Below are 14,306 nucleotides of genomic sequence, written 5' to 3' on the forward strand. Positions count from 1 at the left end.
CGTGACGCGAGAAGAACGGAGTCCGCATGACCTGGGTCGTCCTGCCGGGCCTCGCCCTGACCCCCGAGGACTTCGTCCCTCTCGCGCGCGCCCTCGGCGCCGCGGGCGGCACCGACGACGTCCGCGTCCTCGACGCGTGGCGCGTGCCCGTGACGGGACCGGTCGACGCGGTGCGCGCCGGGCTCGGCGTCGACGGGTCGGAGCCCGTCGACCTCGTCGGGCACTCCGTCGGCGGGCTCACCGCGCTCGAGTGGGCGCTGCTCCACCCGGACGAGGTCCGCCGTCTCGTGCTCCTCGACCCGACGAGCCCGTGGGAGGCGCACCTCCCGGCGTTGCACACGGGGCGGGCCCTGGCCCGGGCGGGCACCGCGGCGGCGAGCGTGCTCGCGGCCGGCCTCGCCGTGACGGGACCGGAGCTGCGCCGCGTGGGCGTCCGGGTGGTCGCGCGTCGGCCGGACCGCCTCCCGCACCACGTCTCCCGCGCCCGCTACGGGTCGCGCGACGCGTGGACGACGCTCGCCCACCAGTGGTTCGCGAGCTGGGAGCAGGCGCCGCGCGTCCGTGCTCTGCTCGACGGCGGCCGCGCGCTCCCCACGTCCGTCGACCCCCTGCTCATCACCGGGCTCCGGGCGAGCGCGCGCTTCCTGCGCCAGCAGCGCGAGCTCTCCGACCGGCTCGCCGTCCCGCGCGTCGGCCTCGCGGGCGAGGGCCACCTCTTCCCGCTCACCCGGCCCGACGTCGTCGCGCACCTCGCGCTGGGCTCAGCCGGTGGGGGGACCGCGAGCGCCGTGGCGTGATGGCGGGTCCGCCGGGAGCGCCTCCACGATGCGCGCACCGCGGTCCGGTGACGAAGGCGACCGGGCCCGCGGTCGCTCAGCGGACGACGAACGACGCCGGCTCGGAGACCAGCCAGCCCTCGAAGAGAGGAGCGTCGTCGCCGGTCTGGGTGGCACCCCAGGAGCCATCCTTCTGCAACAGGCTGTACGACGTGATCGTCCAGGGCAGGAGCCCGTGGTAGGTGTACGTACCGGGAGGCAGGGTCCCTCCCGTGGCGGCGCCGTCGTCACAGCGGATCTCGGCGGAGTACTCGAACGGCACCGGCTCCTCGGCGGCGAGCACCGTGGTCCGCAGGTCCGCCGACGTCCGGGAGCTCGACCTCGTGGAGCTGACGATCAAGCCGTCGCGCACCACGACGTAGGCGTTCGCCGTGGTCGGGTAGGCGGCCCGGACCTGGGCGAGCGAGTCGCCGTAGAGCATCGAGGCACGCGTCGTGGTCGTGCCCGACCCCACCTGGATCGCCCCCGGTCGAGCCAGGTACGCGAGGACCGACGTCGACGGCGTGGGCGCGGGCATGCCGCACTCGAGGTCTGCGGACGTGGGCCCGGACGGGAACGTCGTGGACGGGCCCGTGGCTGCGTGCACGAGGGGGTCCGGCGCCTCGGCCCCCTCCGCCTGCCCGGGCGGGTCCGGCGGGTCGACGACGACCGGCACGGTGGTGGAGACCAGCCAGCCGTCGAAGAGCGGTGTCGCGCGGCCCGCGCCCGACGGTGACTCCCCGTCGTCGTGGGTCTCCGCCGCGTGGGGCAGGACGGTCCACGGCACGATGACGGCGAGCTCGTACTCGCCCGGCTCCAGCGAGGGCGACTCGCCCGCGCCGTAGAGGTCGCAGACGGCGAACGAGTCGACGGAGAGAGCGAGGGGGACGACGGACCCGGCGGCGAGCTCGGTCGGTGCCTCGTCGTGCGCCGGGTCGGGCCACCTGGCGGTGGTCGAGACGATCGTGCCGTCCTGGACCAGCACATAGCCGGCGCGCACCGTGGGGTCGAGCGCGACCACGTCGGCGCCGTCCTCGACCCGGAGCTGCGCGACGACGTCGGCGAGCCCGGGCGAGGGCACCGACAGGGCGGAGGTCTCGACGGTCGCGGTCGCGAGCAGGTCGGCGCCGGTGGCGGCCGGGGCCGGGCTGCCGCATCGGAGGTCATCCTCGGTCACTGGCGCGGGGAAGTCGGCCGGGTGCGTGGGGCCAGGGTCCGTCGGCGTGGGGTCGGGGCTCGGCGCGGGCGCCGGCATGAGGGGCTCGGGACTGCGGTCCCAGGCTGCCGTGACGCCCACGCCACCGAGGACGAGCGCCAGAGCGGCGGCGGTACCGACCAGCGCCCCGCGGCGCCGCCGGGCCCGCCGCACGGCCCCGTGCAGGCGCTCGCGGGCGATCGCGTCGGCGGTCGTCGGGTGCACCGCGTCGGCGGCGGAGTGCAGAGCTCCCTCGAGGTCGAAGGGCTCGTCGGGGATGGGCCGGTTCATCGCGCACCTCGCTGGTTCTGCACGGTCAGGTCGTCGTCGGTCGCTCGGACCGGGCCCAGGCGGGCGGCGAGCTTGGCGTTCGCGTCGCTGAGATACCTCTTGGCCGTCCCTTCGCTGATCCCCAGCTGCGTGGCGACGCTCCGGACGGGTAGGTCGCTGAAGTACCGGAGGACCACGCAGGCGCGCTCTCGGGGCGAGAGCGCGCCGAGCGCCTCCACGATGTCGAGGCGTACCTCGGGGAGGTGCGTCGTGTGCGTCTCGGGTCGAGGACCGAGCAGGTGCAGCACCCCGTCCCATCGCTTGCGGCGGCGTGTGCCGTCCACGAAGGCCGTGAGGATCGAACGGCGCACGTAGCTCTCGGCGAGCTGGAAGTCCGTCGCGGCGCGGCCGCGGCGAAACGTCCGGAAGAGGGCTTCCTGGACGAGGTCCTCCGCCTCGGCGGCGTCCCCCGTGAGGAGGTAGGCGTACCCCACGAGCGCCCGTCGCCGCGTGCGGACGATCTCGTCCAGCACCGTTTCCCAACGCGCCATCGCGCATGCCTCCTGCTTGTCGTGAACACCGTCGCCCTTCTCAACGACCGTGTCGAGCATTCGGTTGGGGGTCGCGCGCACATTCCCTCACGACGTGGCGCAGCACGAGCAGGGGCTCGCTTGTGAGGCCGTGCACGAGTGGTCGTGACGCACGCCACACGTGCGTAGACTCACCCCCATCGCTCCGGCAGGGGACCGGCGCGACGGTCGCGCGGTTCGTCAAGGAGGACGGATGCTCACGCTCGGTTCGGAAAGTCTCACCATCGTCACCGTCATCGCGGTGATCGCGCTCGTCGCGCTGGTCTTCGCGTTCGTCCTGCGCAGACAGGTCCTCGCCGCCGACGACGGCACGGCGAAGATGCAGGACATCGCCCAGGCCGTGCAGGAGGGCGCCGGGGCCTACCTGAGCCGCCAGTTCCGGACGCTCGCCCTGTTCGCGGTGATCGTGTTCGGCCTGCTGTTCCTGCTGCCCGGTGACGGCGGCATCCGCGTCGGGCGCTCGGTGGCGTTCCTCGTCGGCGCGGGGTTCTCGGCGGCGATCGGCTACCTCGGCATGTGGCTCGCGGTGCGGGCCAACGTGCGCGTCGCGTCGGCCGCGACCCGGCCCGGCGGACGCACCGAGGGCGCGCGCATCGCGTTCCGGACGGGCGGCGTCGTCGGCATGTCGGTCGTCGGCCTCGGTCTGCTCGGCGCCGCGGGTGTCGTGCTGATCTACAAGGGCGACGCCCCGGCCGTGCTCGAGGGCTTCGGCTTCGGTGCCGCGCTGCTCGCCATGTTCATGCGCGTCGGCGGCGGCATCTTCACCAAGGCGGCCGACGTCGGCGCGGACCTCGTCGGCAAGGTCGAGCAGGGCATCCCCGAGGACGACCCGCGCAACGCCGCGACGATCGCGGACAACGTGGGCGACAACGTGGGCGACTGCGCCGGCATGGCCGCCGACCTCTTCGAGTCGTACGCCGTGACGCTCGTCGCGGCGCTCATCCTCGGCAAGGCGGCCATGGGCGAGGAGGGCCTCGTCTTCCCGCTCGTGGTCACCGCGATCGGCGCGCTCGTCGCCGTGCTCGGGGTCTTCATCACGCGCGTGCGCGGCCAGGAGAACGGGCTCAGGGCCATCTACCGCGGCTTCTACCTCTCCGCGCTCATCGGCGCGGTGCTCGCCGCGGTCGCGGCGTTCGTCTACCTGCCGTCGTCGTTCTCGGCGCTCGACGGCACCGCGGACCTCGGCGACCTGTCGGGCCTCGCGGCCGACCCGCGCGTCGTCGCGAGCCTCGCGGTCGTCATCGGCATCGTCCTCGCGGGCATCATCCTGTGGATCACGGGCTACTTCACCGGCACGACGTCGAAGCCGACGCTGCACGTGGCGGCCACCTCGCGCACGGGCGCGGCGACCGTCGTCCTGTCGGGCATCGGCGTCGGGTTCGAGTCCGCGGTGTACACGGCGGGGGTGATCGCGGCCGCGATCTGCGGCCTGTTCCTCCTCGCGGGCGGCTCGGTGTGGCTCGCGCTGTTCCTCGTCGCGCTCGCCGGGTGCGGGCTGCTCACCACGGTCGGCGTCATCGTCGCGATGGACACGTTCGGCCCGGTCTCGGACAACGCCCAGGGCATCTACGAGATGTCGGTCGGCGAGTCCGGCGACGGCGACGCGGAGGCGGCGCAGATCCTCACGGACCTCGACGCGGTGGGCAACACGACGAAGGCCATCACCAAGGGCATCGCGATCACGACGGCCGTCCTCGCGGCGACGGCCCTCTTCGGGTCGTACGCCGACGCCGTGAGCCACGCGCTCGCGGACGTCGAGGCGGTCGGCAGCGGCCTCGTCACCGCCATGCTCGACTACCAGATCATCTCGCCCATCACGCTCGTGGGCCTGATCCTCGGTGCCGCGACGGTCTTCCTGTTCTCCGGCCTCGCGATCGACGCCGTGACGCGGGCCGCCGGGGCGATCGTCTTCGAGGTGCGACGTCAGTTCCGCGAGCACCCCGGGATCATGACGTTCAAGGAGCGCCCCGAGTACGGCAAGGTCGTGGACATCTGCACACGCGACTCGCTGCGCGAGCTCGCGACGCCGGGTCTGCTCGCCGCGTTCGCGCCCATCGCGGTCGGGTTCGGCCTGGGCGTCGGGCCGCTCGCCGGCTTCCTCGCCGGGGCGATCGGTGCGGGGGTGCTCATGGCGGTGTTCCTCGCCAACTCGGGCGGCGCGTGGGACAACGCGAAGAAGATCGTCGAGGACGGCGCGTACGGGGGCAAGGGCTCCGAGGCGCACGCGGCGACCGTCATCGGCGACACGGTCGGCGACCCGTTCAAGGACACGGCCGGTCCGGCGATCAACCCGCTCATCAAGGTCATGAACCTCGTGTCCGTGCTCATCGCCCCCGCGGTGGTGCTCATGAGCGTGCCGGACGACGCGAACCACGCGCTGCGCATCGGTATCGCGGTCGTCGCGGCGGCGATCGCGTTCGGCGCGGTGATCATGTCGCGGCTCCGCGCGGCGCGCGTCGACCGCGAGCAGTCCACGGTGGAGCCGGAGCGCGTCGCGACCGGCGCCTGACCGTCGCGGACCAGCACGGACGAGGACGCCCGGGCCGTGCGCGGCCCGGGCGTCCTCGTCCTGGTCCAGCGGACGGGCGTGCTCTCAGCCCTTGACGGTGAACGGCGCGCGCAGGAGCGCGTCCTCGCGGGACGACGGGCCGACGCGGAGCTCGAACTCGCCGGGCTCGACGACCCGGCGGCCCTGGGCGTCGACGAGCGTGCAGTCCGCGACGGGCACCTCGAGGTCGACCGTCACCCGCTCTCTCGGTGCGAGCGCGACCTTGCGGTACGCCTTGAGCTCCTTCTCGGCCCACGTCACGGACGTGACCGTGTCGCTCACGTAGACCTGCACGGTCTCGCGGACGGGCCGCGTGCCGGTGTTGGTGAGCGTGACCTGGGCGCGCACGACGTCGTCGGGTCCGTGCACCGAGCCGAGGACGCGCAGGTCCGCGTAGTCGACCGTCGTGTAGCTCAGGCCCTCGCCGAAGGCGAACGCGGGGCTCTGGGTGAGGTCGGCGTACCGGTCGCCGTGCTGGCCGCGGACCACGTTGTAGTACGTGGGCTGCTGGCCGGCGTGGCGGGCGAACGAGATCGGGAGCCGGCCCTCCGGCTCGATCTGCCCGAGCACGAGCTCCGCGACGGCCTGGCCGCCGCGCATGCCCGGGTTCGCAGCCCAGACGATCGCGGCCGCCGCGTGGGCGGACGGCGGGAGCACGAGCGGCTTGGACGCGACGACGACGACCACGACGGGGGTGCCGGTCGCGACGAGCGCGTCGAGCAGGGCGACCTGGCCGCCGACGAGCTCGAGCGTCGCCGTCGACTTGCCCTCGCCGACGAGCTCGATCCGGTCGCCGACGACGGCGACGACGAGGTCCGCGTCGCGCGCCGCGGCCACGGCCTCGGCGATCAGCGCGTCGTCGGGCTCGGCGGGCACGACGACCTGCGGCCGCGGCTGGCCGTCGGGGAACAGCTCGCCCTCGGGGTCCGGCTCGAGCGTGAGGATGTCGGCGCCGCGCGCGTGCGTGACCGTCCAGTCCTCGGGGACGAGGGCGCGGAAGCCGTCGAGCACGGTCGTGGTCATCTCGCGCGGGTGGCCGTCGGGCAGCCAGTCGGCCTGGCCCGACGCGCCGGCCCAGTCGCCGAGCTGCGTGTGGTCGTCGTCCGCGTTGGGCCCGACGACGGCGACCGTGCGCCCGCCCGTGAAGGGGAGCGTGCCGTCGTTCGTGAGCAGGACGAGCGAGCGCCGCGCGACCTCGAGGTTGACGGCGGTGTGCTCCGCCGACGCGATGACGGCCTCCTGGCGCGCGACGTCGGGACGCCGCGGGTCCTCGAACAGCCCGAGCCGGAACTTGAGCGTGAGGATGCGACGCACGGCCGCGTCGATCGCGGCCCCCTCCACGAGGCCGCGCGCGACCGCCTCGAGCGCGCCCTCGAAGAACTTCGGCGTGGTCATGACCATGTCGTTGCCCGCGCGCACGGCGGCGGCGGAGGCGTGCACGTAGTCGGGCTGGATGTGCTGCTCCCAGACCATGCGGCCGACGTTGTCCCAGTCGGTGACGAGCGTGCCCGTGTAGCCCCACTCGCCCCGCAGGACGTCGTCGAGCAGCCAGCCGTTGACGGTGACGGGCACGCCGTCCATGGACTGGTAGCCGAGCATGAACGTCGCGCAGCCCTCGCGCGCGACGCGCTCGAACGGGGGCAGGAACCAGGACCGGAGCTTGCGCGGCGAGATGTCGGCCTCGCTCGCGTCGCGGCCGCCCTGGGTCTCGGAATAGCCGGCGAAGTGCTTGGCGGTCGCGAGGATCCCGGTCGGGTCCGCGAGGCCGTCGCCCTGGTACCCGCGCACCATCGCCGACGCGAGCTCGCCGATGAGGTACGGGTCCTCGCCGAACGTCTCGTCGACGCGCCCCCAGCGCAGGTCGCGCGCGATGCACAGCACGGGGGAGAACGTCCAGTGGACGCCGGTCGCGGCGACCTCGACCGCCGTGGCGCGCGCGACCTGCTCGACGAGCTCGGGGTCCCACGTGGCGGCCATGCCGAGCTGCGTGGGGAAGATCGTCGCGCCGACCCAGAAGGAGTGGCCGTGGATGCAGTCCTCGGCGACGAGCAGGGGGATGCCGAGCCGGGTCTGACCCGTGAGCGCGTGAGCCTCGACCACGTTCTGCGGGGACGTGTGCAGCAGCGACCCGGCGTGCTTGTCCAGGACCGCCGGCCCGACGCCGTCGCGCGCGTCGAGCTGGAGCATCTGCCCGACCTTCTCGGGGAGCGTCATCCGCGCGAGGAGGTCCTCGACGCGGTCGGCCACGGGCAGAGCGGGGTCGAGGTAGGGGAGGGTGCTCACGGACGGTCCTTCCACGGCGACGGCGACGGTTCCCCGGGGCGGTGCGCGCCGGGCGGGTCGCCACCGACGCGCTCGGGAGCCCGGGCGCGGCCACTCTACCGGTAAAACTGAATAACCGGTAAGTAAGTTTGAGCGATCAGTGCCAGTGGTCCAGGAAGCGCGCGACCGTCTCCGTCGCATGGTCCAGCACGCGCCCGTCCTCCGCCGCCGCGGCGGAGAGCAGCGCCGCGTCGACCACGTGCGCCACCAGGTCGACGTCCGTCACGTGCGCGTGCCCCGACGCGTCCAGCACGCTCCGTGCCGCCGCGAGCAGACGCGGCCGCGACGCGCGCATGATCGGCCGCAGCACAGGGTCGCGCATCGCCGTGAGCATCGGGTCCAGCCGCACGTCGACCACCGTGTCGTCCACGTGCGGCGCGTACAGCGTCTCGATCAGCTCGCGCGCCGTCGCCGCGCTCGAGCGAGGCTCTCGCGTCAGCGCGTCCGCCCGCTCCTGCGCCGCCGTCGCGCGCACGTCCTCCGCGGCCTCGACCGCCGTCGAGACCAGCGACGCGCTCGTCGGGAAGTAGTACGACGCCGAGCCCTGCGGCACGCCCGCAGCGCGCGCCACCTGGCGGTGGGTCACGGCCCCGAATCCTTGTTCGATGAGCAGGTGCGCCGCCGCCTCGACCATCGCGCGCTGCCGCTGCGCGCTGCGTCCCTGCACCGTGGCTCGCGCGCCGTGCGCCGGGTCGTGGAGCGTCTCGCGCGTCGCCCCGGCTCCGGCGTTCTCCCCGTCGCGCCGCTCTGCCCGGTCGATGGTGCCCGCTCCGTCGTCCACGGGGCCATCGTAGTGAGGCGGTCGCTCCTGCCGGGGGACGTGCGGCCACCCCGGGGAATAACCTATACGTGCGTATGGTTCTTGCCCACGAGTCGTGAGTGCGGCTCGTGGGAACGAACGAGGAGTGGACAGAGATGGTCGCCGCCGAGGGGCTCGTCATCGACTGGGCGCAGATGCCCACCTACAACACCGTGATGTCCGTCGCCGTCGGCGCCGGGCTGATCCTGCTGGTCATGCTCGGCCGTGAGCTGCTGCGGTCGCCGGGGAAGGTCGTCGTCGAGGGGTGGTCGCTCGCGTTCGGGGTGCTCGGCTCGATCCTCACGGCGACGGGGCTGCACATGACGCTCACGTGGCCGCTCGCCGCGGGGGGCTTCCCGTTCGACAACATCATCTTCGGCGAGACGAGCCTCGCGTTCGGCGTGCTGCTGCTCGCGGCGGCGTTCTACCTGTGGACGCGCGGTCGCGCGGCGCTCGAGCGCGCGGACGCGACCGAGCACCTCCAGGCCGTGGCCCGCCCCGTCTCGGTGTTCGTGCTCGGCATGGGCCTCGGGCTCGTCGCCATCGCGATCGCGGGCGTGACGTACCAGCTCTTCGCCGCACCGCCGGAGGAGCCCATCTCGGGCGCGTTCGCCGCCTACCCGCTCGTCGAGGCGATCTTCATGTCCGGGCTGATCGCGCTCGTCGGCGTCGGGGCGATCCTCTTCCCGTTCGCGGTGCGCTCCGGTCGCCGCGCCGTCCGAACCGTCATCGGGTGGGCCTGGGGCCTGTCCGGGGTGGCGTTCCTGCTGTTCGGCGCCATGAACTTCTTCACCCACATCGGGCTCATCGTCAACACGATGGGCTGACGACGGGCCGACGCCGAGCGGCGGGACAGGACCCCGTGGGCCGGGACGGCTCGCGGGGTTCGCCTCGCGCGCGCGAGGCGTCATCATAGGGCCATGCAATCACCGGTGCGCGTCGTGGCACACGCCGCGGTCCTCGCCGTCGTCGCCGGGCTCTGCCTCGCCGTCGTCGCGAGCGGCGCGTTCGACGTCGTGTCGCTGCCCGAGGCCGCACCCGCCGCCGCACCGTCCCCGCCCGCCGCGGCGGAGGGCGACGACGCCGCCCCGGTGGACGGCGGCGGTGCCGACACCCCGGGGGCCGTGCCCGACGACGGGGCGGCCGAGCCGGGGGACGGGGACGAGGGCACGACGGCGGATCCCGCCGCCCCGACCGTCGTCGACCCGGTCTGCCGGGACGCGGAGGTCGCGTGGGGGGCCGCGGCCAAGGCGCAGGTCAACCTCACCGTCGAGCACCCCGAGGCGCTCGTCGAGGGCTTCACGACGGCGCGGGACGCGCTCACCGGGGCCACGCCACCGGGCGAGATCGCCCGCGACTGGGCCGTCGTGACGACCTATCTCACGATGATCGCCGACGAGGTCGAGGCGACCGGCGCGCGCGACACGGGCGAGCTGTCCCGGGCGATCGACCGCGTCGGGCGACGCATCGACACGGCCGCGCTCACGACGTCGTCGCAGGCCGTCACGGACTACTTCCGGGCGGGCTGCGCGCGCTGACCGGGGCACGGCGGTCTTTTCACCCGGTGGCGCTCGACACATGGGGAGGGCTCCCCACCTCGGCGGTTTGGGGGCGCGCGAGGCACCGACATGGGAAACCATGGGTCCCATGCGCAACCGACTGACGATCACGAAGACCACGACCGCCCTCGCGACGAGCGCCCTGCTGGTGCTCGGCCTGGCCGCCTGCGGCGGCTCGGGCGACGACGCGAGCACCGACTCCGAGACCACCGCGTCGGAGGAGACGACCCCGGCCGAGGACGAGGCCAGCGACACCACCGAGTCGGAGGAGCCCACGGAGGAGGAGTCCGGCGACGCCGAGGCGTCGGGCGATTTCTGCACGGCCTACGAGACCCTCATCGACGCCCAGAGCTCGCTCGGCTCGATCGACACCAGCGACCCTGCCGGCGCCGTGACCGAGTTCGAGACGTTCACCGCGTCGCTCGAGGCTGCCGAGGCTCCCGCCGAGATCAGCGCCGACTGGGACAACGTGACCGGCGTCTTCCGCCAGCTCACCGACACGCTCAAGACCGCGGTCGACGACCCGGCCAGCGCCGACATGTCCGCCATCACGTCGGCCATGACCGACGAGACGTTCCAGACCTCCGCGCAGAACGTCGCGGTGTACGGCACGCAGAACTGCTGACGTCCCCTGCTCCCACCGGACCCCGGCCCGCCTCGGCGCGCCGGGGTCCGGTGCGTCCGGGGCCGGACCGGCCGTCGCCGTGCTGATCCGCCAGGATGGACCCATGCCTCCCGCCGACGCCGCCCCTGCCTCCTCCATGCCCGCCCCGCCGGACGTCGTCGTGAGCCCGGCCCCGCCCGGTGCGGGCCTGGCGCCGGCGGAGCTCGCGGTCGCCGCGGCGACGCTGCGCGAGGACCTCGCGGCGGCGGGATTCACGGTCGACGGCGTCGAGCGGGTGCTCGGCCCGGTGGCCTCGGCCGCGCTGCACCGCGAGCAGGCCGTGCCGGCGCGGCGCGCGCTGCGGGGCCGCGAGTCCGACCCCGCGGCCGCCCTGGCCGCGCTGTTCGTCCTGGGCGACGACGTCCCGCGCGCCGCGCTCGACGCGGCCCTCGGGCGCACGGGGGTCGACGGCGCGCGGCGGCTCGGGCTGGTCGAGGCCGCGGGCGCGGCCGACGACGACGCCGTGCGCGCCGTCGTGGACCTGCGGCCCTACGCGGCATCGGACGCGGCGGGTCCGGTGACGTGGTGGCTGTCGTCGGACCTGGGCGAGCTCGCGACGGGCCGCCGGCTCGCCCCGGACCACGTGCTGGGCGCGGGCGGGGCGTCCCTGACGCTCGCGCAGGTGACGGTCCGGACCCCGGTCGGGAGGGTGCTCGACCTCGGGACGGGCTGCGGGATCCAGGCCCTGCACGCCGCGCGGCACGCGCGGTCGGTCGTCGGCACCGACATCTCGCGCCGCGCCCTGGGCTTCACAGCGTTCAACACGGCGTTCAACGTGGCGACCAGCACGGTGCCCGACGCCGGGGTGGCGAGGCCCGGCACGCCGATCGAGCTCCGCGCAGGGTCGATGCTCGAGCCCGTGGCGGGCGAGCGGTTCGACCTGGTCGTGTCGAACCCGCCGTTCGTCATCACCCCGCGTGGCGGGCGCGACGGTGCGGACGCCCTGCCCGACTACGAGTACCGCGACGGTGGGCGGGCGGGCGACGACGTCGTGCGCGACCTCGTGACGGGCGTCGGCGCGGTGCTCGCGCCCGGTGGCGTGGCGCAGCTCCTCGGTAACTGGGAGCACCGGCGCGGTATCCCGTGGGACGAGCGCGTCGGGGCCTGGCTCGACGCGGCGGGGCTGGACGGCTGGGTGGTCCAGCGCGAGGTGCAGGACCCGGCCGAGTACGCCGAGACGTGGATCCGTGACGGCGGCACGACCCCGGAGCGGGAGCCCGCGGCGTGGGCGGCCGCCTACGCCGCGTGGCTCGACGACTTCGCGGCCCGCGACGTGGAGGCCGTCGGGTTCGGGATCGTGACGCTGCGACGCCCGCTCGACGGCGCGCGTCCCGGCCTGCGTCGGCTCGAGGAGCGCACCGGGCCGGTCCGCCAGCCCCTCGGGGGGCACCTCGCGGCGGCGCTCGCCGCGCACGACTGGCTCACGGCCCGCGACGACGCCGCGCTCGCGGGCGCGCGCCTCGCCGTCGCGCCCGACGTGACCGAGGAGCGGTTCCACACGCCGGGCGCTCCCGACCCCTCGGTCGTCCTGCTGCGTCAGGGCGACGGGTTCGGGCGGGCCGTCCAGGCGTCGACGGGGCTCGCCGCGCTCGTCGGGGCGAGCGACGGCGAGCTCACGGTCGGGCAGCTCGTCGGGGCGATCGCCGCGCTCTTCGAGGTGCCGGCGGACGACCTCGCGGGCGAGCTGCTGCCGACCGTGCGGGGCCTCGTGCGCGACGGCTTCCTGACCGCGGTCGGCTGAGAGCGGTGGCCGCGGCGCCGTCGGCGTCCCGCGGTCAGGGGCGTCCGGCGGGGGCCGCCCCGAGCGCGGCGACCAGCGCGTCGATCGTGCGCCGCGTCACGGCGACCATGTCGACGCGGTCGGGGTCCAGGAGCCACTGGACCTGGAGCCCGTCCATGACGGCGACGATCGCGGCCGCGGTCTGCTCGACGTCGGTGCCCACGTGCACCTCGCCGCGCTCCAGGGCCTCCTCCAGCGCGCGCTCGACCAGGGCGCGCAGGCCCACGTAGCGGTCGCGGAACCACTGCTGGGCGGGGTGGCCGTCGGTGACGGACTCGGCGGACAGGACCGCGTAGAGCTGGGTGATGCCCGGCCGCGCGACGTTGCGCGCGACCGTGGCGACGAGGTGGTCGAGGTAGGCGAGCCCGTGCGGACGGGACGACGCGCGGGCGGGACCGTCGTCGCCGTCCGCGTCCTCGGCGTCGCGCGCGTGGAGGAGCGCGGTGAGCAGCCCCTCCTTGGTCCGGAAGTGGTGGAGGATCGCGGGCGCGGAGATCCCGACCTCGTCGGCGATCTCGGCGAGCGAGGCCCCGTGGTAGCCGCGCGTCGCGAACGCCGCCGCGGCCACGTCGAGGATCTCCTGGCGGCGACGGCCGCCCCGACCGCGGGAGCCCGGGGTCGGGGGGACGCCTGCGTCGTCGTCGGCGCTCACGGGGGCAGCCTATGCGCTCGCGTGGTCCCGGAGACCGGCGGGACCGCGGCGAGACAGGGCTGGGCCGCACCGATACGTTCAGGTCGCATGGACCTCGAGGTGCGTCACCTGCGCATGATCGTGGTGGTGGCCGAGTCGGGCAGCGTGACCAAGGCGGCGGCGTCGCTCGGTCTCGCGCAGCCTGCCCTCACCGCCCAGCTCAACCGGATCGACCGCGCGCTGGGTGGGTGCGTGTTCACGCGCGACCGCCAGGGAGCGCGCCCGACCGAGCTCGGCGAGCTGGTGCTGCGCCACGCGCGCGTCGTGCTGCCCGCGATGGCGGCGCTCGTCGACGACGCGCGGCGGCACGTGAGCGACCGGGCGACGGCGGGCTCCGTCCGCGTGGGGACGGTGAGCTCCGCGATCGGCGGGCTGTTCGCGAGCCGCCTGCACGCGGCGCTGCCCGCGGCCCTCGGGGTCGACGACCTCCTCGTCACCACGGCGACGTCGTGGGCGGTCGAGGAGACGGCGGAGCGGCTGGCGAGCGGGACCCTCGACGTCGCGCTGGTCGGCATGTGCGACGACGCGTCGCCGCCGACCGACGGAGGGCTCGTGTGGACGGCGGTGTCGACGGACCCCGTGTTCGTCCTCGTCGACGAGTACCACCCGGTCGCGACGCGGGACGCCGTCGGGCTCGGCGAGCTCGCCGACGCGCTGTGGCTCACGGCTCCGGGCAGCGGGTGCTTCGAGCGGTGCTTCGTGAGCGCGTGCGTCCGGGCGGGGTTCACGCCGCGGGCGATGGGGGAGTCGGACCGGACGTCGTGCATCGACCAGGTGCGCGGGGGACACGCGGTCGCGCTCGTCCAGCCCGTGCTGCTCGACGCGCCGGGCGTGCGGACGGTCGCCCTCGACGGGGCCCCGCTGCGCTGGACGCACCACGTGGGATGGCGCCGCGACGCGGCGGAGCGCCTGCCGGTGGACGTCATCGAGCGCGCCGCCGCGGGGGCCCACCGCGACGCGGTGCAGCGCTCGCCGCGCTACCGGCGCTGGCGCGCCGAGCACCCGGTGGAGATCGCGTAGGGGCGCTCCCGCACATAGCGCCCGCGTATGACCTGATCGTGATCTGGGCGCGC

General features: G+C 74.7%; 12 protein-coding genes. 7 read left to right on the forward strand and 5 right to left on the reverse strand.

All coding sequences use genetic code 11. The features are described 5' to 3' along the window. Positions 1–26 precede the first annotated feature (26 nt). Positions 27–797: an alpha/beta fold hydrolase gene (locus FB00_RS20885; protein WP_052877401.1), complete on the forward strand. Its 771-nt coding sequence runs from the start codon at positions 27–29 to the stop codon at positions 795–797. A 76-nt stretch (positions 798–873) separates the two neighbouring features. Here FB00_RS20885 and FB00_RS03180 read toward each other — a convergent pair whose 3' ends face one another. Both FB00_RS03180 and FB00_RS03185 read right to left on the reverse strand, forming a co-directional pair. After that, complete coding sequence (locus FB00_RS03180; protein WP_047231407.1) at positions 874–2,301, reverse strand: hypothetical protein; 1,428 nt, start codon at positions 2,299–2,301, stop codon at positions 874–876. Further along, entirely contained in the window at positions 2,298–2,831 is a 534-nt protein-coding gene (locus tag FB00_RS03185; protein ID WP_047231616.1) for a sigma-70 family RNA polymerase sigma factor, read from the reverse strand. Before FB00_RS03185 ends, FB00_RS03180 begins: the two co-directional genes overlap by 4 nt. Positions 2,832–3,063: 232 nt before the next feature. Here FB00_RS03185 and FB00_RS03190 point away from each other — a divergent pair, with 232 nt between their 5' ends. Further along, on the forward strand, positions 3,064–5,379 hold the full coding sequence (locus tag FB00_RS03190; RefSeq protein WP_047231408.1) for a sodium-translocating pyrophosphatase: 2,316 nt from the start codon (positions 3,064–3,066) through the stop codon (positions 5,377–5,379). 84 nt (positions 5,380–5,463) lie between these two features. Here the strand turns inward: FB00_RS03190 and FB00_RS03195 are convergent, their stop codons facing one another. Both FB00_RS03195 and FB00_RS20890 read right to left on the reverse strand, forming a co-directional pair. After that, the gene (locus FB00_RS03195; protein ID WP_231581683.1) at positions 5,464–7,701 is read right to left on the reverse strand and encodes a glycoside hydrolase family 3 N-terminal domain-containing protein; all 2,238 of its coding nucleotides are present in this window, start codon (positions 7,699–7,701) and stop codon (positions 5,464–5,466) included. Positions 7,702–7,837: 136 nt separating this feature from the next. Beyond that, on the reverse strand, positions 7,838–8,521 hold the full coding sequence (locus tag FB00_RS20890) for a TetR/AcrR family transcriptional regulator (protein WP_052877402.1): 684 nt from the start codon (positions 8,519–8,521) through the stop codon (positions 7,838–7,840). A 134-nt stretch (positions 8,522–8,655) separates the two neighbouring features. Here FB00_RS20890 and FB00_RS03205 point away from each other — a divergent pair, with 134 nt between their 5' ends. The 4 genes from FB00_RS03205 (at position 8,656) to FB00_RS03220 (ending at position 12,503) form a co-directional block, all read left to right on the forward strand. Next, entirely contained in the window at positions 8,656–9,366 is a 711-nt protein-coding gene (locus tag FB00_RS03205) for a DUF981 family protein (protein ID WP_047231410.1), read from the forward strand. 93 nt (positions 9,367–9,459) lie between these two features. Further along, complete coding sequence (locus FB00_RS03210; protein ID WP_156186282.1) at positions 9,460–10,077, forward strand: hypothetical protein; 618 nt, start codon at positions 9,460–9,462, stop codon at positions 10,075–10,077. Positions 10,078–10,186: 109 nt separating this feature from the next. After that, entirely contained in the window at positions 10,187–10,723 is a 537-nt protein-coding gene (locus tag FB00_RS03215) for a hypothetical protein (protein ID WP_047231412.1), read from the forward strand. A 136-nt stretch (positions 10,724–10,859) separates the two neighbouring features. Beyond that, positions 10,860–12,503, forward strand: a complete 1,644-nt coding sequence (locus FB00_RS03220) for a DUF7059 domain-containing protein (protein WP_082140930.1) — start codon at positions 10,860–10,862, stop codon at positions 12,501–12,503. A 34-nt stretch (positions 12,504–12,537) separates the two neighbouring features. Here the strand turns inward: FB00_RS03220 and FB00_RS03225 are convergent, their stop codons facing one another. Next, on the reverse strand, positions 12,538–13,194 hold the full coding sequence (locus FB00_RS03225; RefSeq protein WP_047231413.1) for a TetR/AcrR family transcriptional regulator: 657 nt from the start codon (positions 13,192–13,194) through the stop codon (positions 12,538–12,540). 87 nt (positions 13,195–13,281) lie between these two features. Here FB00_RS03225 and FB00_RS03230 point away from each other — a divergent pair, with 87 nt between their 5' ends. Continuing rightward, positions 13,282–14,253 (forward strand): LysR family transcriptional regulator, encoded by a 972-nt coding sequence (locus FB00_RS03230; protein ID WP_047231414.1) that lies wholly within the window; start codon positions 13,282–13,284, stop codon positions 14,251–14,253. The last annotated feature ends 53 nt before the right edge of the window (positions 14,254–14,306 follow it).

The organism is Cellulosimicrobium funkei, assembly GCF_001019615.1.
Classification (GTDB): Bacteria; Actinomycetota; Actinomycetes; order Actinomycetales; family Cellulomonadaceae; genus Cellulosimicrobium; species Cellulosimicrobium cellulans_E.